Origin of the sequence: Caecibacteroides pullorum (assembly GCF_019239235.1) — a bacterium.
GTDB lineage: Bacteria > Bacteroidota > Bacteroidia > Bacteroidales > Bacteroidaceae > Bacteroides > Bacteroides pullorum.
The window spans coordinates 33,523-55,541 of sequence record NZ_JAAZTS010000001.1 but is presented as its reverse complement, the minus strand read 5'-3'; the positions used below and the strand labels follow the sequence as shown (position 1 = coordinate 55,541).

14 protein-coding genes and 1 CRISPR repeat array are annotated in these 22,019 nt (G+C 49.6%); of the genes, 4 read left to right on the top strand and 10 right to left on the bottom strand.

The genetic code is table 11. The features are described 5' to 3' along the window. Positions 1-21 precede the first annotated feature (21 nt). Positions 22-978 (top strand): 5-dehydro-4-deoxy-D-glucuronate isomerase, encoded by a 957-nt coding sequence (kduI, locus tag HF894_RS00200; RefSeq protein ID WP_204970686.1) that lies wholly within the window; start codon positions 22-24, stop codon positions 976-978. Positions 979-1,117: 139 nt separating this feature from the next. Further along, entirely contained in the window at positions 1,118-2,662 is a 1,545-nt protein-coding gene (locus HF894_RS00195) for an MFS transporter (RefSeq protein ID WP_204970685.1), read from the top strand. A 274-nt stretch (positions 2,663-2,936) separates the two neighbouring features. Here HF894_RS00195 and HF894_RS00190 read toward each other — a convergent pair whose 3' ends face one another. The 6 genes from HF894_RS00190 to HF894_RS00165 form a co-directional block, all read right to left on the bottom strand. Beyond that, the gene (locus HF894_RS00190) at positions 2,937-6,329 is read right to left on the bottom strand and encodes a DEAD/DEAH box helicase (protein WP_204970882.1); all 3,393 of its coding nucleotides are present in this window, start codon (positions 6,327-6,329) and stop codon (positions 2,937-2,939) included. An 84-nt stretch (positions 6,330-6,413) separates the two neighbouring features. Beyond that, positions 6,414-6,533 carry a hypothetical protein gene (locus tag HF894_RS00185; protein WP_021847012.1) on the bottom strand — a complete coding sequence of 40 codons (120 nt, stop codon included), beginning with the start codon at positions 6,531-6,533 and terminating at the stop codon, positions 6,414-6,416. Positions 6,534-6,645: 112 nt separating this feature from the next. Next, entirely contained in the window at positions 6,646-7,449 is an 804-nt protein-coding gene (gene tatC / locus HF894_RS00180; RefSeq protein ID WP_204969571.1) for a twin-arginine translocase subunit TatC, read from the bottom strand. A gap of 8 nt (positions 7,450-7,457) precedes the next feature. Then, positions 7,458-7,676, bottom strand: coding sequence for a Sec-independent protein translocase subunit TatA/TatB (locus tag HF894_RS00175; protein WP_021847010.1), 219 nt, complete (start codon positions 7,674-7,676; stop codon positions 7,458-7,460). 80 nt (positions 7,677-7,756) lie between these two features. Next, positions 7,757-10,303, bottom strand: a complete 2,547-nt coding sequence (locus HF894_RS00170; RefSeq protein ID WP_204970684.1) for a bifunctional UDP-N-acetylmuramoyl-tripeptide:D-alanyl-D-alanine ligase/alanine racemase — start codon at positions 10,301-10,303, stop codon at positions 7,757-7,759. Then, positions 10,279-11,271 carry a GSCFA domain-containing protein gene (locus HF894_RS00165; protein ID WP_204970683.1) on the bottom strand — a complete coding sequence of 331 codons (993 nt, stop codon included), beginning with the start codon at positions 11,269-11,271 and terminating at the stop codon, positions 10,279-10,281. The genes HF894_RS00170 and HF894_RS00165 overlap by 25 nt, the downstream gene beginning before the upstream one ends. Before the next feature lie 750 nt (positions 11,272-12,021). On the opposite strand from HF894_RS00165, the gene HF894_RS00160 reads away from it, so the two are divergent. After that, complete coding sequence (locus tag HF894_RS00160; protein WP_204970682.1) at positions 12,022-12,516, top strand: HU family DNA-binding protein; 495 nt, start codon at positions 12,022-12,024, stop codon at positions 12,514-12,516. Between the two features lie 119 nt (positions 12,517-12,635). Further along, positions 12,636-12,734, top strand: a complete 99-nt coding sequence (locus tag HF894_RS00155; RefSeq protein ID WP_021846582.1) for a smalltalk protein — start codon at positions 12,636-12,638, stop codon at positions 12,732-12,734. Positions 12,735-13,013: 279 nt separating this feature from the next. Then, positions 13,014-15,134: a CRISPR direct-repeat array (repeat unit 47 nt; unit sequence GTTGTGATTTGCTTTCAAATTAGTATCTTTGAACCATTGGAGACAAC). A 107-nt stretch (positions 15,135-15,241) separates the two neighbouring features. Here the strand turns inward: HF894_RS00155 and cas2 are convergent. The 4 genes from cas2 to HF894_RS00135 form a co-directional block, all read right to left on the bottom strand. Continuing rightward, on the bottom strand, positions 15,242-15,547 hold the full coding sequence (gene cas2 / locus HF894_RS00150) for a CRISPR-associated endonuclease Cas2 (protein WP_204970681.1): 306 nt from the start codon (positions 15,545-15,547) through the stop codon (positions 15,242-15,244). 26 nt (positions 15,548-15,573) lie between these two features. Then, on the bottom strand, positions 15,574-16,506 hold the full coding sequence (gene cas1 / locus HF894_RS00145; RefSeq protein WP_204970680.1) for a type II CRISPR-associated endonuclease Cas1: 933 nt from the start codon (positions 16,504-16,506) through the stop codon (positions 15,574-15,576). A gap of 2 nt (positions 16,507-16,508) precedes the next feature. Then, on the bottom strand, positions 16,509-20,621 hold the full coding sequence (cas9, locus tag HF894_RS00140) for a type II CRISPR RNA-guided endonuclease Cas9 (RefSeq protein ID WP_204970679.1): 4,113 nt from the start codon (positions 20,619-20,621) through the stop codon (positions 16,509-16,511). A 241-nt stretch (positions 20,622-20,862) separates the two neighbouring features. Next, positions 20,863-21,987 carry a lysylphosphatidylglycerol synthase transmembrane domain-containing protein gene (locus tag HF894_RS00135; protein ID WP_246593084.1) on the bottom strand — a complete coding sequence of 375 codons (1,125 nt, stop codon included), beginning with the start codon at positions 21,985-21,987 and terminating at the stop codon, positions 20,863-20,865. Between the last annotated feature and the right edge of the window lie 32 nt (positions 21,988-22,019).

Genomic DNA, 22,019 nt, shown 5'->3' with positions numbered 1-22,019 from the left:
TTAATAGTTTATATACTGAATATGAAAAAGTTAGCAATTGCAATGATGTTAGGCGTCGCCGCCATCTCGGCCAACGCCCAAATGAATTACAAAGTACAGACTGCCTGCCATCCGCTGGACGTAAAGCACTATGACACAGAGCGTCTGCGCAGTTCTTTCATGATGGAGAAAGTAATGGCTCCCGATGAAATCAACCTGACTTATACCCTCTACGACCGCCTGATCTATGGTGGTGTAATGCCTGTCAACAAGATCCTGAAGCTGGAAACTTTTCGCGAACTGGGTCCTGAAATCACTTACTTCCTCGAGCGTCGCGAACTGGGCGTCATCAATGTAGGAGGTGACGGCGTCGTTACGGTTGACGGCAAGGAATATCCCATGAAATATAAAGAAGCCCTCTACGTAGGTTGCGGCAACAAGGAAGTGACTTTCAAGAGCAACGACGCTACGAAGCCTGCCAAGTTCTACATCAACTCGGCTCCCGCTTACAAGCAATACGTTACCCAGCTGATTACAACCGACGTAAAAGCTCAGAAGGCTGAACCCAAGAAATATGCCCTCGCCATCTCCGACCACTATGGCAAGATGGAAGACAGCAACGACCGCGTAGTGAACCAGCTCATCGTAAAAGATGTATTGGAAAGAGTGAAGAACGGCGGTACCAACCAGCTTCAGATGGGTCTGACCGAATTGGCTCCCGGCTCTGTATGGAACACCATGCCTGCCCACACGCACACACGTCGTATGGAAGCTTACTTCTACTTCAATGTATCCGAAGGTAACGCTATCTGCCACCTGATGGGCGAACCTCAGGAAGAACGCCTCGTATGGCTGCACAACGAGCAGGCCATCACTTCACCTGAATGGAGCATCCACGCTGCTGCAGGTACCAGCAACTACAGCTTCATCTGGGGTATGGGTGGTGAAAACCTGAAATATAGCGACAAAGACGAAATCAAGTATTTGGACATGAAATAATTGATAACGGCAAATGGGCGTAGGCTAACACAGGTCTACGCCCATTTTTGTCATTTTATACAGTATTTCTACCAATTATTGCACAAAGTGCTGACACGAAAACCTCTACTTTTGCAATCGAAAAAAAGAATCTACTATCATGAATACAATTCAAAATGCCGTCGGAAAAATGACCAATTACAGATGGACCATCTGTGCCATGTTGTTTTTCGCTACTACAGTAAACTATTTGGACCGTCAGGTTCTGTCACTGACGTGGAAAGACTTTATCGCTCCCGAATTCCATTGGACAGACGCACACTACGGAGACATCACCGCAATTTTCTCACTTGTTTATGCCATAGCCAACCTGTTCGCCGGTCGTTTTATCGACTGGATGGGCACTAAGAAAGGTTACCTCTGGGCCATCGCCGTATGGTCGTTGGGCGCCTGTCTTCATGCCTTGTGCGGATGGGCCACAGAGCACGTGGTAGGTATCCACAACGCAGCCGAAATGATTTCGGCCACAGGAGCCATCGCTTCTACCATCGCCATCACCAGCGTCTACTTCTTTATCGCAGCGCGCATCGTGCTGGCCGTAGGCGAAGCTGGCAACTTCCCCGCTGCCATTAAAGTGACGGCAGAATACTTCCCCAAGAAAGACCGCGCCTTTGCCACTTCCATCTTCAACGCAGGCTCTACCATCGGCGCCCTGATAGCGCCCGTCAGCATCCCGCCCCTCGCCCGCTACTTCCAAAGCGTCGGCATAGGAAACGGTTGGGAAATGGCCTTCATCGTAATCGGTGGCCTGGGCTTCATCTGGATGGGCTTATGGATGTTCATGTACAAGAAACCCGAAGGCAATCCACGCGTCAATGCAGCCGAACTGGCATACATCAACTTGGACAAGCAGACAGAGCAACCTGCACAAGACGCAGCCGCTCCCAAGAAAGAAGAAAGAAAGATGAGCCTGTGGGAATGCCTGAAATATCCGCAGGCATGGGCCGTGGCAGTAGGTAAATTCATGACCGACGGTGTATGGTGGTTCTTCCTCTTCTGGACTCCTGCCTATATCTCGGACGTCTATGGTTTCTCCTCAGACAGCGGCACAGCCCAGTTGCTGATTTTCGTACTCTATGCCATCACCATGCTGTCCATCTATGGCGGCAAGCTGCCTACCATCATCATCAACAAGACAGGCTTGAACCCCTACGCCGCCCGCATGCGTGCCATGTTCATTTTCGCCCTCTTCCCGCTGCTGGCCCTCTTTGCCCAGCCGCTGGGTGAATACTCTTACTGGTTCCCCATCATCATCATTGGTATTGCAGGTGCAGCCCACCAGTCATGGTCAGCCAACATCTACTCCGTAGGTAGCGACATGTTCCCCAACAGTGCCGTGGCCACCATCATCGGTTTGGGAGGTATGGCAGGTGGTATCGGCTCTTACCTCATCAACAAGGGTTCGGGTATGTTGTTCACCTACGCCGCAGGTACAACCATCGTAGACGGCCAGGAGGTGGAAATGACCAAAGCCCTGCTGGCACAAGGCGCCGAATATGCACAGCCCGCCATGCAGTTCATGGGATTTGAAGGAAAGCCCGCCGGCTACTTCATCATCTTCTGCATCTGCGCTGTAGCCTACCTCATCGGCTGGTGCATCATGAAGATCTTGGTACCGAAATACAAACCCATCGTAATAGACTAAACAAAACAGTGCTTTAGTCTCCCTAACTCATAGTTTTCATAGAAACAAAAGGGGGTTGTGTCAGATTAGCGACACAACCCCTTTCTTTTTTACGATAAACAAACGTCCTACAAACCTTCAAAAATAGTGAAAAGCAAGAGGATAATTTCCATAAGGATAAAAAAAAGGGAAGTCTCACGACTTCCACAATTCTTCTAACCTTAAATCTAAATCTCTATGAAAAAAACGTGATGCAAAAATAACAAATATTTCGATATGTTGTATCATTTATCGATTAATTTTTGCAAAAACGAAGCAAATCCGCATAAATAGGGTTCTGATTCAGCAACTGAGGCACGCCTATGATGAACACCTGCATACGAGCTCTGGTCAAAGCCACATTCAGTTTCCGATCGATCACCACTCCTTTCTCTTCGGTCACATTGGCCAGATACTTCAACTGGTAGGCACGATTCACGCAGAAGGAATAAATAATAACATCCCGCTCGCTGCCCTGAAAGCGCTCTACAGTGTCCACGGCCACGTCGTTCAGGGCAGGTATCCCCAAGGCGGCAAGCTCAGCCCTGATCAAGGCAATCTGGCTCCGATAGGGCGTGATGATGCCCAACGTCTTCGCAGGGTCGAAAGTCGAGCAAGCCGAATATTGCCTGTAGATCGCCTCGCTCAAGGCGGCTGCCAACCTGGCTTCCGACGCATTGGTCTTGACCGACTTCAGAGAAACATCCACGACAGAGGGCAGAAAAGCCACCCGCCTGGTCAGCACGGAAGCCAGCGGATGGTCGCGCAGACAAGGCGCCAACTTCAGATCACCCCGCTGGTGGTCAAGTCCGAGCACTTCGAGCAGGCCTCCATAGAAAGCGCGGTTGGGGAATTGGGCCACGTCGGCGTTCATTCGCCCCTGGCGACGCAACATGTCGTGGCAACGACCCGCCACGCCCTCACTTCCATCGGCCTCATCCTGTGCTGTCAGGTGGCGGTAAAGGCGCTCGAACAACGAGTCCTTCAGGTTGTACAAGCCCAGTCGGCGCAACTCTTCGTCATGCACTTCCGAATGCTCTGACGCCTGCTGGACGACGGCAGGCAGCTGCTTGTGGTCGCCTATCAGCACGAACTTGCCGATGGCATCTTCGCCCGACGCGCTTCGTGCGCAAAGCAGGCCCAGCAACTGAGGTTCCAATATCTGCGTAGCCTCATCCACCAACGCCACGTCGAAGCGCTTCAGGCGGAACAGGTCGCCCTTGGTCGAGAGCGTGGCCACCGTCCCTACAAACACCCTGCACTGCACGATGCGCTCCTGCACGGCGCGGCGATTGGCGCAATCTTCCAGCACATTTTCAATCAGATGCGGACGATAAGTCTCCTCGCAAGCCAGTTCGCTGCCGAGACGTATGTAGTCGATGGAAGGATTGATGGCCGACAGGGCCTTGCAGATTTCATCGACCGCTCGGTTCGTGTACGACAGGAGCAGGATTTGTTTCCCCTCCGCATAAAAGGCTTCTACCATCCCTCGCAAGGCACGCGAGGTCTTTCCCGTCCCTGGCGGGCCCACCAGCAGGAAGTAGTCGCGAGCCGCCCGAGCCTTCAGGGTAATGCGTTCGAAATCGTCCGCCGCCGCACGGATCTGCCCGTCAAAACTCTCGTCAAAGGCTGGTTCACGACGTCCCAGCAACAAGTCGCGTCGGCCCTGCGTGGCAGACAGGAAGAGCGAAAGCCCCTGATACATGCTGCGGAAAATTGTATCCATGTAGTCGTGCTCCACCGCATAGCGGCTATCGGCCGGCAACACGCCCGCATTCTGTTGCGAAGCACGCAGGCGGAGGCGGATCGTCTGTTCGGAGATGTACTCCACGTTGCCTTTGAACACCATCTTGTTCGTCACGTTGTCCTGCTCCGAATTGCGCTCGTAGAGCACCACGGCATCGCCTGCGCGGAAGTTGGCCAACGCTTCTTCCCCGCCACCCCGTCTGGCCAGTTGCAGGTAGGGTTTATGGATGTCGGCGGCATGGTTGTCCTGAATAGTCAAGTCGTAGATGATTTCGCCCGCCTCGCATTTCTCGTCGAGGGTAGAAAGCCACAAAGAAGCAGCCCCCGTGCGACTCAATCCCTCTACATCGCCCGATTTCGAGGTATAGAGTTCCTTCGTGATGAAGTTGTAGAGCGTATAGAAATAGCTTTTCTCCAACGGCGACAAGGCGGCCAATTTCTCCGCTAGACGCTGGATAGGCGGACACAGGTAGTCGCGCCAGAACCTGCCGTCCAGCTTGCGTTCGTTCAAGACGTCGGGTTGCAGGTCCTTGAATTTATAGGCCGTATATTCGATGTTGTTTCGTAGTTGGATGCCATACTCCGCCTCGACAATGCGGTTGCGCACGTTCATCACCCTGCGCACCATCGCCCACGACGGCCGGGCGGGATAGAGCAGCGGATAGCGCGTATAGAGCAGGTAGGCCTTCACCCGCCGATGGTCCCTCCCCATCACATACTCCAGCACGGCCTGATAGAGGAGCATCTGCACACGGTTGTTCTCCTTCGGCTCCACCTTGCCGCGGATGGAATATTCGTCGGCCTTGCCCGACTTCATTTCGATGAACGACGTCATGTCGCGCTGCATGTAGTCGAGGCGTCCTTGCAGGCCCAGCGCCTCGCAGATGTACGACGGCTCGAGCACGGCATCGCTCTTGTCGAGCCCATAGCCGGGGGCGGGAAAGGTCTCGTTCACCGTCCGACGGATGTTCTCGAAGTGCAGGCGGCAATCGGCAAAGAACTGTCTTTCCTTCGCCGCCTCGCGCAGGTCCTCACAGGCGGCCAACTCCAGCGGATAGGTGCGGAAGGCTTTCTTCATGCACGCCAGGTAGTCGGGTTCGTCCTCCGCATGGATCCATTCGTCCAGAAAGAGGTTGGCGATGTTACCCAGCAGCAGCGGACACGTATTGTCCGACGGCTGGAGGCGGGCCAGGATGTAGTTGGCCGGATGGTGCCCGTAGTCCTTGAAGCATTCGGCCAGCGAGCTGATGTCGATCAGGTAGTCGGGCTCTAGGATGATGAACGAAGGTGTCAGCACTCCCTCCTCGTCCACCACCACATCCAGCAGGTTGAGTTGCGCATGGCGCCACAACAGTTCACACGTCTCCCTGAACTCTTCGTTCACGTCGGGCACGTTGTAGCGCACTTTGAACCATTCGTCTGCCAAGGTGTCGAGGGGTTGTACATAGAGGTAGGTGTCGTCGGCGTATTGAAAGCACACGCGCATGCGCTTCACGCGGCGTCCCACGGGCATCACCACGTAGGTGGCGTCGGCGCGAGGCAGGAGGCGGTAGAGGGCGTCGGGGATATCCTCGCGCGTCAGGAGCTTGACGAAGAAAGCCAGCGTCTTCACGTCGCGCAACAGATTGTCGCGCACAGGCTCTTCTTCGCGATTGAGCACACGATTGGACGTCAGGCGAAAAGTGTGCAGGCGGTTCTGCTCTACAACAGAAAGGCCGACTTTCGCCGCCACGTAGCTGATGCGGGCGGAAAGGTCGGTCATCTGCAAACTGCCATCCGACATCTGTGTGCGGCATAGTTGCTCCAGCAGTTCGCGCAATTGTCTGTAAGCCACTTCCAGGGGCACATCGTCCCTGCAAGCATCCAGCAATCGGTCGTAATATTCCTTCACTTCATTTTCCATGAAGGCAAAGATAGCGATTTCCACAGATATCCTATCATGCTATCCGTGTCATTCACACCAGAACATTAATTTGTCCTGCCTTTCTCACTTCTTCTGATTTCTCGGCTTCTTGCTGGCCTCGTTCAAGGCTTCTTCCTTCTCGTAAGCGGGTACATGATGCTTATCTTTTGGCTTTTTCGGCTTTTTGTTTCCAGCGGCTCCCATAAGGCATTCCTCCTTTTTTTAGATGGTTAAACAATCGAATTCAAAATCGACCTCCCTCTTGCAAAGAGTGTACCAACGCCATGCGCCGTCCGTTAAATTAGATAAAATCTGCCTATTCTTCCGCTTCCGCCGGTTTGTCCTTGATCATCAGGATGCTCAGCTCGTAGAGCAGGTAGAGCGGTATGGCCACTACGGCCAGTGTGAAGGGATCGCCCGTAGGCGTAATGACAGCCGCCACGATGACGATGAGCACCACCGCATGACGCCGATACTTGCGCAACAAGCGCTTGTGCACAATGCCCAGCAAGGACAACAACCACGTCACCAAAGGCAGTTCGAAAGCCAATCCCATGCAGAGAATCAGCATCATAAAGTTGTCGATGTAAGAGTTCAGCGAAATCTGGTTCTCGATGAGCGAACTGAGCTGATAGGTAGAAAGGAAACGAAGCGTCAGCGGATAGACCATGAAATAGCCTATCAGTACGCCCACGAAGAACATCCCCGCCCCTATCAACATGGCTTTGCGCACGCCCCGCAGCTCGTGGGGATAGAGGGCGGGACTGACAAAACGCCATATTTCGTAGAAAAGATAGGGTGCAGCTGTCACTACCGACATCCAGAAGGCGGTAGACATGTGTATCAGGAAAGGAGCTGCCAGGTTGATGTTGACCAGCTTCACGTGAAACTCCTGCGTGAAGAAGTCGTCCTTCAGCTGGAGGCGTTCGCCGATGTAGCGCAGCAGGTCGTAGAAGACAAAGTCGTTGTTACAGGGAGCCAACACCACCTTGTCGAACAGGTAGGGCATAGCCATAAAGTAGCCCACACCCAATACGAACCACACACAAAGCACCCTGATGAGCACTTTGCGCAATTCGTCCAGATGGTCCCAGAAAGTCAGTTCCTTGTCGTCCGACATGCTTCAGGTCATTTCTTGTCCTTGACCGGCTCGTTGAGATCTTCCTGGGCCTTGTTGATTTCTTCCTTGGCTTCGTTCACGCCTTCCTTGAAGCTCTTCACACCCTTGCCCAATCCCTTCATCAGTTCGGGGATTTTCTTGCCGCCGAAGAGCAGCAGGAAGATAACTGCAATAATGATCCATTCAGAGCCACTAGGCAAGAAGCTTAATAAAAGTAAGTTTGTCATGGTTTTCTTTTTTTTCTATTCTATTTGGGGGCAAAGATAGAAAAATTATCCATTCTCCATACAGCTTTGCCCCTTGTTTCTCAATCCTGATAATACACTCGCTTCACACGGGTAGACACGCTCGTCAGCACCTCGTAGGGGATGGTTTCGAGCACATCGGAGAGGACCGTCACAGGCAGGTGGTCGCCAAAGATTTCCACCGCGTCGCCCTCCTTGCAATCGATGTCCGTCACGTCGATCATACACACGTCCATGCAGATGTTGCCCACGTAGGGCGCCCGTTGTCCGTTCACCAGACAGTAGGCATGTCCGTTGCCCAGGCGTCGGTTCAGGCCGTCGGCATAGCCTATAGGCAGAGCGGCGATGCGTGAAGGACGCTCCAGATGTCCCTTGCGGCTATAGCCCACGGTATCCTCCTGCGGCACGTCGTGTATCTGCAAGATGGTGGTCTTCAGCGTGCTCACGTTGTTCAGTATCGAGTTGTCTATCGGGCTGACGCCATAGAGGCCGATGCCCAGACGCACCATGTCGAACTGCGCGCCGGGGAAACGCTCGATGCCTGCCGAGTTGCAGATGTGGCGCAAGATCTTGTGGGGGAAAGCATCCTGAAGCACCTTTGCCGCCGCTTCGAAGGTCTCTATCTGCCGCCGCGTGAAGCTGTCGAACACAGGCGAGTCGCTGCCCACCAGGTGGGAGAAGACCGAACGCACCAGCACGGCATTCTGTCCGCGCAGACGCTTCACCAGCTCGGGCATCTCTTCGGGCGCGAAGCCCAAACGGTGCATGCCCGTGTCCAGTTTGATATGAATGGGGAAGTTCGTGATACCTTCTTTCTCCGCCTCGCGCACAAGGGCATCCAGCAGATGGAAGCTATAGACCTCAGGCTCCAGCTTGTAGTCGAACATCGTCTTGAAAGCCGTCATTTCGGGGTTCATGATGAGGATGTTGGCCGTGATGCCTGCCTTTCTCAGCTCCGACCCTTCGTCGGCCACGGCCACGGCCAGGTAGTCTACGTGCCTTTCCTGCAACGTCTTGGCTATCTCGTAGGAACCAGCCCCATAGGCCGACGCCTTCACCATGCACACCATCTTCGTCTCAGGCTTCAGCTTGCTGCGGTAGTAGTTCAGGTTGGCCACCATCGCTCCGAGGTTCACCTCCAGAATGGTCTCGTGCACCTTTCGTTCGAGGTTTTCGCTCAGGATGTCGAAGCCGAACTTGCGCGCACCCTTTATCAGGATCAGCTCCTTTTCCAACTTCAGCTCGCCGCGGGCAATGGCTTTGAGCAATGCCTGCGTGTCGGGATAGAAAGCTTTCTCGATGCCGAAGCAGGAGGCACACGACGAGATGTTCGGCCCTACGCCGATGATGCGCTCCACGCCGCGGCTGTTCATCAGCTGGGCCACGCGCCGATAGAGCGTCGATGCATTCTGCCCCGTCTCCAGGATGTCGGACAGGATGAGCGTGCGCTTCAGCCCCTTGGCTTGCGAGCGCCGGTATTGGAAGTCGAGGGCTATGTCGAGCGAGCCCAGGTCGCTGTTATAACTATCGTTGATCAGCAGGCAGCCGTTCTTGCCTTCCTTCACCTCCAGACGCATGGCCACCGGCTCCAGCCGCGCCATCCGTTCCTTGATTTTCTGCGGCGGAAGCATCAAGTAGAGGCAAGCCGCCAAGCAGTTCAGCGAGTTTTCGATAGAAGCATCGTCGATGAAAGGCAGCGTAAACTGGTTGTCCATGTCCAGATAGCGGTAGGCTATCAGCGTGTAGTCGTCCTTCTTCTCCACCTTCGAGATGAAGAGCGGCCGTTCGGGGTCCTTGCGGCTCCACGCTATCTCGCGCGCGGAAAGCAGCGACTTGGCCACGCAGTTGCAGATGAATTCGTCGTCGCCGTTGTAGATCAGCACGTCGCAGTTCTTGAAGAACGTCAGCTTCTCCATGCACTTCTCCTGCAACGAATAGAAGTTCTCCTGATGGGCGCCTCCGATGTTAGTCAGGATGCCGATGGTCGGCTTGATGATGGCTTCCAGCGCCCTCATTTCGCCCGGCTCGGAGATGCCTGCCTCGAAGATGGCCAGCTCGTCGTCCGCCCCCATCTGCCAGACGGACAGGGGTACGCCGATCTGCGAATTGTAGCTGCGCGGCGAGCGCACGATGCGACGGTCGTCGCCCAGCAGCTGGTGGAGCCATTCCTTCACCACCGTCTTGCCGTTACTGCCCGTGATGCCCACCACGGGGATGCTGAACTGCGCCCTGTGCAGCTCCGCCAACTTCTGCAAAGCCTTCAGGGGCGAGGGAACAAGGAGAAAATTCAATGAAGAATGAAGAATGGAAGCCTTGCTTCCGAATGAAGAATTTTCATTCTTTACAGACAATTCTTCATTCTTCATTCTTAATTCTTCATTTTTCTGGTACTCTTCCTCGCTCACCACGAAGCAGCGCACGCCCCGTTCGATGAGTTCGGGTATATAGTTCGCCCCCGTATTGCGCTTGGCAGGAAGGGCAAAAAACAAAGTTTCTTCGGGAAAGTTCAACGAGCGGCTGTCAGTCAGCAGCCAGTCGATGGTAGCCGGAGCCTCGCCTATGCGTCGGGCCCCGATCATTTCTGCTATTTGTTCAATCGGATACGACATGTCATTCTCTCTTTTTCGAAGTCTAAGTACGGGTATTTTTCGTTAAGTCGGTCGATTTTTAACAAAATTTGTTCTAAAAATTTCTTATAGCCATCCGAGTCCGGGCGGAAAGGTTTGTGTGCCAAGTCTTTACGGATGGCGTCGCATTCGTCCATCACCCGCCTTGCCTCGTCCGTCAGGCAAGCCTCGCAGAAGCGTTGCCACACGTAGTCCACCGCCACGTCCGAGGGGTGCACCATATCCGCCGCATAGAAGCGGTAGTCGCGCAACTCATCGTTCAGCAGCTCGTAGGCGGGAAAGTAGCCCACGACGTCGGGCATCGCCTCCACCAGCCTGTCGGCGGCCAGCAGCAGGGTAGCCTTGCTCAGCTGGTTGGCGTGCAGCCCGTCGCGCAAGTGCCGGATGGGGCTCACGGTCAGCAGCACCCTCAGGCACGGGTTCGCCGCCCTCAGCCGCCCGACGAGGTCGCACCACTCGTCCGCCACCTCCTCCGCCGTCAGCCGCCGGCGGCGGAAGCAGCGTTCGGGCCTCTTGTGGCAGTTGCCCACGATGCAGCCCGTCTGCGCGTCTTCGTACACCCACGCCGTCCCCCACGTCGCTACCAGCACGTCCAGCCCCTTCAGCTCCTCGCGCAGGACCTCCAGGCGCGTGTTGATGCGCTCCAGTGCCTCCTCGGCCGTCGGGGCGGAGAAGTCGCCGTGGTGCATCGGGCTGTGCCACAAGTCGCCATACGCCTGCAAGTCGTCCGCCCTATAGACCTTCCCCTCCAGCGCCTCGCGCAAGGCGGCGGAGATAGACATCGGATTGTAGAGCACCCCATAGGGATTGACGTCGCAGGCAAACTTCGCCTCCACCAGCCTCGTGCCGATGTTCGTGGCAAAGCAAGAGCCCATCAGCAGCAGCCGCTCGCGCCCTGAAAATCGCGGCAGCCCCTCGGGCATTTCAACGGAAGTATAAAATCGGTTCATGAAAACAAAGGTAGGAAATTCTGCTGAAAGTCGGAAGGGGACGCCCCGATAAAAAAGGCAGGCGCCCCCTGCCCCGCGGCAGGACGACGCCTTTTCCGTTTCTTCACTTCACCGTGATCCACACGCCCTCGCCCCGCTCCTTGGCTTCGACGATGCGACGCTTCAACAAGTTCACGTTGCGCGTGGAGTTCAACACACTATTACGAATTACAGATTACAGTTAGCTAAAATCGAAATGTGTGCGCCACTTATACAGTTATATTATATATATATATTTATATATATAATATAAAATTCTGTACACACTCTTTCAAATCGAAATTCACTTACTGTAATCTGTAATTCGTAATAGCACGCTGTATTTTTCCTGAATTCAAAACAGCTCTTACGAATTACAGATTACAGTTACCAAACAATCTTTTCATGCTACTTCATAAAGAGCGTAAACGAAAGAGAGCATCATGCCATCTGTAGAAAAACAATGCTTTTAGCACGCGAAAACACCGTTTTACACACTGTAAATCAATGCGTTATTTTCATTAACACAATTTCTCTATTTCGTTAACACATTTTCACTTCCCAGCGACCATTTTTATTTTGTCACGTGGCGGAGAGGCCCTATCTTTGCTTTTGTGAATGAGTAATGAAGAACGAAGAATGAAGAATTAGCCTGCGGCCGAGGCGCTATCCATTCTCAATTATCCATTCTCAATTATTAATTAGCCAAACACAATTTAAAACAACAAAGCTATGTCAACAATCGGAACATTAAAGTACAGACGTTACGCGGCCAAGTCGCCGCAGGACCCCGACGCACCCGCCAAGTGGTATGCCCGTGCCGTGCAGGACCGCACGGTAGAATTCGAAGACTTCGTTACCCACATTTCTGAACACAACTCGCCCTACTCGCGCGGCGTTATCCACGGCGTTCTCATCGACATGCTCGCCTGTCTGAAGGAGCTGGTGCTCGACGGAAAGTCCGTCCGCCTGGGCGACCTGGGCCTCTTCTCCGTGGGCATCTCCTCGAAGGGAGCCGAGACGGCCGAGGCGTGGACCACCAGCCTCATTACGGGCGTCCACCTGAACGTGCGCAACACCAAGACCTGGAGCAACGCCGAGCTGCGCAAGTCCGCCCGCCTGACCGAGCTGACGGTCTACACCGCCGGCGGTACCCTCGAAGAAGACACCACCCCTGAACCCGAGCCCGGCGGCGAGGACGAAGAAGAAGGAGGCAGCCCGCTGTAATCGTGGAGAATGAATAATGGAGAATTGAAAATTAAGAATGCGGCCGAAATTAATTATCAATTCTCTATTTTCAACTTACGAAGCATCTAATTTTCAATTCTCAATTATCAATTAACGAAATGGACAAGAAAACTATTTGGAAAACCATTATCCAGACGCTGGTCACCATTCTGACCGCCATTGGAACTACGCTGGGCGTCACCAGCTGCATGATGTAGCCCTGCGCTGCATGCGACAACACAAGCACTGAATGAAACACTCGCCGCCTCAGGAACCTTGCAAAACAAAGGAATGAGGGGCGGGTGATTTGCTTCACGCCACTCGTTTCTCTAAACAATCTTTTACACCCAATCAGGCTTCGAAAGCCAGCTATATTGCAATTACAAATTACAATTACAGTAAAACAAATTCTAGCACAACCTTACTATTCGACTTAGAATTAGCAGCTTTAAGACATCAAAGGACAGCTGATATATCAGAATTTGAGGTTTAACTTCGTTGTGAATCGTTTTCATTTTAGTATCTTTGAGCCATTGGAGACAACTGTCATCGAGCATCTCTTCTATATCGACATGTTGTGATTTACTTTCAAATTAGTATCTTTGAACCATTGGAGACAACGAAAAAGCCAAGAAACTAGCTGAAGAGAAGTTGTGATTTGCTTTCAAATTAGTATCTTTGAACCATTGAAGACAACCTTATTTAAAATCATTCTAAACAGGGTATGTTGTGATTTGCTTTCAAATTAGTATCTTTGAACCATTGGAGACAACGACGCAGCCTCCAAAAAGGTAATTGCAATCGTTGTGATTTGCTTTCAAATTAGTATCTTTGAACCATTGGAGACAACTAGGCGAATTATCTAATAAGGCTGACAATAGTTGTGATTTGCTTTCAAATTAGTATCTTTGAACCATTGGAGACAACAGGCGCCCCACAAGGTCGTCACTATGCCATGTTGTGATTTGCTTTCAAATTAGTATCTTTGAACCATTGGAGACAACACTTGGTTTGTTAAGCATCACAGCCCAAGTGTTGTGATTTGCTTTCAAATTAGTATCTTTGAACCATTGGAGACAACAGAAATGAATGCTTGGATAGATAATCTACTGTTGTGATTTGCTTTCAAATTAGTATCTTTGAACCATTGGAGACAACTTGGCTGCCGCCTTAGCGACCTTGGCTAATGTTGTGATTTGCTTTCAAATTAGTATCTTTGAACCATTGGAGACAACAAAGCCATATCAATATAATTTACTTGCGGTGTTGTGATTTGCTTTCAAATTAGTATCTTTGAACCATTGGAGACAACACAAAGGTCACGGGGAACATACAACGGAGGGTTGTGATTTGCTTTCAAATTAGTATCTTTGAACCATTGGAGACAACCATTCTTACGTTCTATCACATGTCCGAACAGTTGTGATTTGCTTTCAAATTAGTATCTTTGAACCATTGGAGACAACCTTGACAAATTACTGAAAGACGCGGCAAGTGTTGTGATTTGCTTTCAAATTAGTATCTTTGAACCATTGGAGACAACGTAGGCGAAAAAACTATACGCTACATAACTGTTGTGATTTGCTTTCAAATTAGTATCTTTGAACCATTGGAGACAACATCAACTACTTTGAAAGCCAAAATGCCGTTGTTGTGATTTGCTTTCAAATTAGTATCTTTGAACCATTGGAGACAACCGTGTGCGCGCATGAATGTGGACACCAGCGTTGTGATTTGCTTTCAAATTAGTATCTTTGAACCATTGGAGACAACTGCGACGCTGTGCATGAACCCACGAAACAGGTTGTGATTTGCTTTCAAATTAGTATCTTTGAACCATTGGAGACAACACACGAACGATAGCCTGCTGATTAGTCTGCGTTGTGATTTGCTTTCAAATTAGTATCTTTGAACCATTGGAGACAACACTTCTGAGTGTAGCAATTCTCTAAATGTAGTTGTGATTTGCTTTCAAATTAGTATCTTTGAACCATTGGAGACAACCTGCCTTGGCGACTTTGGCGAACGAGTACGTTGTGATTTGCTTTCAAATTAGTATCTTTGAACCATTGGAGACAACGTCGACATCCTAAAGTCGAAGACTTTTGCGGTTGTGATTTGCTTTCAAATTAGTATCTTTGAACCATTGGAGACAACTTAATTGCGATGATAAAGATAAAAAAAACGGTTGTGATTTGCTTTCAAATTAGTATCTTTGAACCATTGGAGACAACTTTCAACGGCATTTTGTGTCTCGAAGTAGTGTTGTGATTTGCTTTCAAATTAGTATCTTTGAACCATTGGAGACAACACAATGCAAGGACGGTACCAAGATGGGTGTGTTGTGATTTGCTTTCAAATTAGTATCTTTGAACCATTGGAGACAACCGCTACGCTATGCTGCAACCCGCGAAATAGGTTGTGATTTGCTTTCAAATTAGTATCTTTGAACCATTGGAGACAACTCGACGTCTACAGTTATCGACGAGTATCTCGTTGTGATTTGCTTTCAAATTAGTATCTTTGAACCATTGGAGACAACGTGTTCAAATTATCTTCGGTTACTAATCTGTTGTGATTTGCTTTCAAATTAGTATCTTTGAACCATTGGAGACAACTGATTATATATAACAACTTATATAGCAATGATTTATAAAGAAAATCAGAAATAAAAAAGAAAGTCTCCAGAAATGAATAATCCCACTTTGAATGGGATTATTCATTTTCAAAAAAGCTCCAACTGCTGACCAGGAGTGTTTACAGCTTGAGGTTTCTTACCCAAAAACAATTCAAGATTGCCAAATTGCTTGTCGGTAATACAAAGAATGCCAACTTTACCATATTCCGGTAAAAATGACTTTACCCGCTTAATATGTACATCCGCATTCTCGGAACTCGCACAATGACGGATATAAATGGAAAACTGAAACATAGTAAAACCGTCTTTCTGCAATTTGTTCCGAAAATCGGTAGCTGCCTTCCGGTCTTTCTTCGTATCGGTAGGCAAGTCGAACAATACCAATACCCACATAACTCGATATTCACTGATTCGGCTCGTCATCGCTCAGGATAAGCTATCCGCCTCAATTCACCGTCGAAGCACTTATACAACGAAGAGGTAGTTTGCCCCACAGCTACCATCAACGGACTCCGTTTGCCCTCTATGAAGACATCCAATGTGGGTATGGACAACAAACGGGCCTTCAGGCTTTTGGGCAATTCGGCCGATACTCCAAACTCCGATATCAGCTGGCACACTAACTCGTCTACATACGGGCGATAGGGTTCCATGATATCGTCGGCCAAGCAATAGGCATTGTAGCGGTTGTGATGATGGATGCCCAACGTAGGAAGCAAACCACTAATCACCAGTGAACGCGCCACGACGGCACGAAGTATGGCATAGCCATAGTTCAACAAATGGTTGGGAGGAACTCCGTCGCGCCCCCTTACAAAACCTTCAACCTGAGGGAAAAGGTTTTTCCAATAATAGGCAGCTGCCCTCGCTTCTACATTGTCGACATCACCGCTCTTCACACTTTCTGCCCAAACACGCATGCACTTCACTTCTACGCCAGCATGACTGAAAAGGACAGAAGCCTGATTGTTGATTTTTGCCCTGATAGTCTGTTGCCACAACTGTTTCTTCAACGGCAGGGAAGCATCAAGTTGCTTGCGGAAACGCTCGTTTTGCGTAGTATGCCCACACAAGGGCAATAGCAACCCCACAGGCATACTTTGACGGTCGCAGGTAATGACGGCACACGAATTGGCCAACAACGCTTCCAGCACACCTGTGGTCAACGTAATGCGACGATGGTCGAGTACCACTACACCGATATCTTCTATCGGTTTGGTTACTTCCGTCTGCCGCTTCAGTGTATCAGGCATGTCAGAGTCGGACTCCACTTCGGGCAACTTGATAACAAGCTGCTCGTTGCGTAAAGACAAGTAGGCAGGATTACCAAAATATAATGTTTTCTTGATCATATTCAATATTCGCCTACAGATACAATCCGGCCAATGTGATTGACACGGACTTTTATAATATTATTTAAGTAGTTAGTTGCTTGTATTCTTTTCCATGTAATATCACGTAAAGAGGCTACATCTTCAACGGTTGTTTCCAAATGATGTCTGAACACATAATATTTTGATGCCAATTTCTGTACCCTAAACAGATTCGGACTTATCAATGCGTAATTTGTTTCATCAGTCAAATCCACTTCCTGGGGATCGAAACCTGTTTCAGAATTAGGGAAAACAAAATATTCGTTCTGTTTCATTGTAAACAGAAACTGCCATCCATCTTCCTTATGGTATTCCCTATCTATAATTGGCAACCCCAAAGAAACTCTAGCTACCGCTTCGTAGAAAGAGACAACTACTTCTTGCAGAATGCCTTCTGCATCGCGATAGATAGCTACATGATGATTATTGCCGGTATTCACAAAGTCAACAGGCTGCTTTCTGCCAGAAGCATCGAGCATGATATGCCCGCCTACATCTTTTTTATCATGCAGGGCAATGGCATTGTTCACTCCTGTAATTGCAACACGTTTGATGGTAATACCTTTGGCCTTATTCAAATAAATAGGATTCTCGTCGAGATTGACAAACGCCTTCTTCGGATCGCCTCCATACTCTTGCAGGCGTTCTTCCAAGACATTTCGTACCTTCGCATCAATTACTTTATCTACATTCAAATCAGGCGCCACCGCCTTACGGATGGTATAGAGAGTCTCTGTAGAAACCGTTTTTACCTTCAAAGGAACTTCTGTACGAGTATCCTTCAAATAAAGAGGATTTTTGTCCAATGCGTTTTTACCTGTAAAGGCTTTCTTGGCATCACCTCCAAACGCTTCGAGCCTTGCTTGTAACGCCTCCCGATAACGCAGGTTGGCCACTTTTGCTATCTGTTCGCCATCAAAGTTACCGCCCACCTTCTCCAACTTCGTCACATAACGATGTATGGAGCCATAAATGGTTTCGTTGTGCAACTGTCCACGTGGAGTAAGCTGTACTTTAGCCTGACGTCCGCTTCCTCTTCGAGCATTATTGACGTTGCGGGTAACCACCTTATTCTTCGCTTTGATGGAAACCAAAATATTTTCCAACTGCCGCTTGGCCTCGCTTCTGAATCCCTCGAAAGGCATTATGAAACGTAATTTACCATGGTTATCTCTATAAAGTTCTTTCTGCTCAATGGCATATATACTGCCCGACTTGTCACTGCGCGCATTCAGGTTGTTCAGATATTGAATAAAACTATGCTTGGTAAAGGCGATAGTGAGTGCGTCCATAGCATGGTGACGATGGTCGTTCCGCTTTGTCCATTCCTTGATACGACTAATTCTTCGCCCGTCCTTGTCGGTCCATTCCTCTGTCAACCCCTTCATGGCATACTTGTCCCAATTCAATTCTTGCATGACGTCTACCAGCTGCCAGTCTTCACGCAGACGGTCGGTCACAGCACCTGTCGTAGACACGACCATTGGTACCAAATCTTCCAGAATTTCACGCGCCTTGCGGGCAATATACTGCGTATCACGCAAATCACGATTGATGAAGTCCGTCGGGATATCCTCCTGTTTCATCAACAGCTTGTCATGCTTGGATTTTCCGATAACACCTGCCGCCAAAAGGTCGTCCACCCGTTTCTTGTATCGGAGGGAGCCCTCTTCCCCCCATTTGGCCGCTACATAATCCCATGCAGTCTGATTGCTCTTCTCAATGTTGACCGAGCGATATTCCAACGTCTTGTTAGAAAAAGAATCGTCAAACAAGCGAGCTTGTGGAAGAATATGTTCAATATCCACTTCTTTACTGAAAAGTTTCTCCTGAGGAATATATGTATCTGAATATAAGGTTTTATATCCATTGTTCTTCAGTTCGCAATATAGTTTGTAGCGTACAATATCATTATGGCTTACATGTTGGATTCCAAACTCTTTATTCAGGATTTCTTTTATTCGTTCATGTTCTGATGTAGCTTTATTGATAGCAGCCGTCATTTCTTCACGTTCCTTAGCGCTTTTCTTCAGTTCTCGCGCCATTTCTATACGGATTTCGTCAGGCTTGCCATACGCATCGACCACCGCATTAACTACATTAACCATCTGATTAAGGATTTTCTCGACAACAGGATTGCGAAGACTGTTGCGAGGAAGAAGTTCAAGATGGTCCTTATAGTCCTTCTGCTCCAATTCCTCTTTGGTCAGCGAACGCCTTGAATGCTTGTAACCGGCATATTCACAGGCCAAGCTATACTCATTGCCCGCACGCATATGCGGCAATATCCGACGTATGGCTTTGGCACTCAGACTGCCATAATCCGGCTGGAAAGTGACACCTGCCACCACTTTAGCATACTCTTCGTCGCAACGCAACAAAGATGCGACTTTTGCCACAAGCCCGTCTGTACCCGTCACCGAATTGTCCCCCTCATACGAATAGAGCAAGTGCCACAAGCGATAAGAGTCTTGTTTTTCAAGCTCCTTTCCCTGAAGCAGGGAATCAAAACGTAATACAGAGGTATTAAAGCCAAGCCCTCCAAACACCCCCTCTACAACAGACATCACTTCCGATGCCGACATCTTTGAAAAGACATACTCGCCATGGCCCGTCATGGCAATAACGGTCTGATAGGCCTCAAACAAAGCGGCTTGTGTAGTGTTCCCTTCAACACTATCATAATTCAAATCCAGCCCTTTCGGCTTCTGATACAACAGCTTCAAAGCTTCCGTTTTGGACAGTTTACTCTTGATTGCAAGTTCAGAAAACAAAATCTCTTTCTCATCCAATTCCAAAAAACGTTCGTCACCGGTAGCCTTATCGCGCACTTTCAGGTTGTTAAGAACATGCCAAATCTTAAAATCCTGAAACAAAGGAGAAGATTTCGGACAAACTTTTGGACCTATTTCTACAGAACGTACCTTTCCGTCTTTCATCACTTCGATGCGACGTCTTTCCAATTCACAACAGGCTACCAAATCTTTCTGGCTTTTCAAAGGACGCTGGTAGAAGATAACGACATCACGCAGGATTTTCTTTCTGTCTGGCGTCAACTCAGGATGATACTCGGCTTGTTTTTCCCAAATGGCTTCAAATTCATTCAGATAATCCTGACGATAGAATACTTCATTCTTTACACTAAAATGAGAATCTTTGTCCAACTCTAACATCAGATACTGTCCTACAGTCTGTTTGTTGAAAAACAACTTTTTACTACGATCGCTGATGGTTCCCAAATAACCGCTGGAAGCATTGACATCTCTATTCACATCACACAAGGCAGCAGCCACTTCTTCGACGGGCAAACGTTTCTTCAAAGCATCAGCTCTTCGACAATAAGCTTGCAGGCGTTTGTCCTTTTCCTTATTGTCAGCCGTGAAAAGATTGTATTGTTGCTTGAAAAGTTTAGAAGTTACCTGACTGCTCTTTCCTCGTATGAGTTCCTTGAATTGAGGAGTCAATATATCAGAATAATAAGTACATTGATAATCCCATATTCTGTCAAATTCGCCCAACAAATCCGAACGATAAAAAGCAGGAACGTATTTTTTTCCCTTGGAAAGCAAAGAGTAAACATATTCGCCAGGCGTTATACCATTATGATACAAATCCATAGCTATCGCCATACCATCAATCAATTGCCCCTCATCAGAGGACTTGGCTTTCCTGTTGCTTTTATAACCACGTTTTTTGTTAATCATCAGCAGAACACGCCCCAATTCTTCCAAAGCAATCTCTTCATCCACAGCCTTTGCCCGCAAACGATATGTTTCAAAAGTCGTACGGTTACCGCATTCGTATAATAACGTATCTGAAGTGATCCATCCATACTCTTTCAAACATTGAATCAGATAGTCTCTACGCAATTTATATCGCTGAAGATTACGACGCATACCTCGTTTCAAGGTTCTGCCCGCATTGGTTGGAATACTTTTTCCAGCTTCAAAATTCTTTTGTTCGTCTACCGTTAAAGGATTAACTCTTACTCCCAATTTTACAATGGACGATTTTTCATTAACCGTTTCTGCTTCATTGACCAAAGCCCAACCAATACTATTGGTTCCCAAATCAAGACCTAATATTCGCTTCATAGTAATAGAAATCTATATATTTGCCACAAATCTACAAAAAAAATTGAAAAAGCACTTGTTATTCACTTTATTCTTTGTATATTTGTCACACTAATTTGAAGCAACTCACAATAAGGATTATTCCGTTGTGAAAACATTAGGTTCCCTCGTCCTTTAACGGGGGATTTTTTATACCAAGCCTGTTAGCGATTATTTTCTTATCCTCTTACAAATTACAATTACAGTTTCTCTAATCACCTTCTCACTCCTTCTTCCCGCTCAAAACAAGATGCAGCCAACCCCAGAGGCCGAGGACGATGACGAGCAGCGTCTGGATGCCATGGACAAGGAGGGCAAAAAGGGCGGCATCGGACGAGGAAACACCGTAGAGCATCATCATGGTGATGACGGCAAAATGCCACGGACCGGCACCGTTGGGCGTGGGGACAATGACGGCAAACGTGCCTGCCACAAACATGACCAAACCGGCCTGAAGACCGAGGTCGGCACTGAACGGAAAGCAGTAGAACGTCAGGTAGAAATGGAGGAAGTAGCAAAGCCACATCAGGACGGTGTGGAGCAGAAAAAGGGGGACGTTGCGCACACGGCGAAGGGACATGACGCCCTGCCACACGTCGAGCACCACGCCACGCACGCGCTCGAACACGACGAGCATGCGGGCCAGCCATACGAGCAGCACGACGACGCCCACCACGCAGAACAGGGCGACGTAGAACCAGGGGGAGCTGAGGAGGTGGACAAGCGAGGGAATCTTGGTGCCCGTCTGGCGGAAGAAGGTGACGAAGACGGGAAGCTCGAGCAGGAGGGTGACACCCGTAATGAGCAGGATGCAAAGGGTGTCGACCAGGCGCTCGGTGACGACCGTGCCCAGCGACTTGGAGAAAGGCACATGGGCGTAGCGCGAAAGGACGCCGCAACGCGACACTTCGCCCACGCGGGGGATGACGAGGCTCGTGGCATAGGACAGGTAGACGGCATCGACCAGATGGGACGGACGCGGACGACAACCCAGCGGCTCCAACGTCTGACGCCAGCGCAGGGCACGCTCCACATGGCTCCACACGCCGAAAAAGAGCGAAAGGGCCATCCAATCCCAACGAATGCCGTGGCGCAACACGACGGCGGCCTGAGCGAAGTCGAAGTCGCGATACACCCAGTAGAGAATGAAGGCACCCAGCAGCAGGGGCAGCGCCACCTTGAGCAGGTTCCTGAACCACGAACGGAGGCCGAAGAGAGAGGAACGGGGATCCTCGGGAGGCGTCATGCCACGCTCCGCCCCGCCCTGCGGGTTTCCGCAAAGCTCTTCCTTCTTCACTTTTCGCGCTCCATTCATTAAATTCTTCATTCTTCCTTCTTCATTCTTCATTAAAAAGAACTACCTTTGTGGGGCACAAAAGT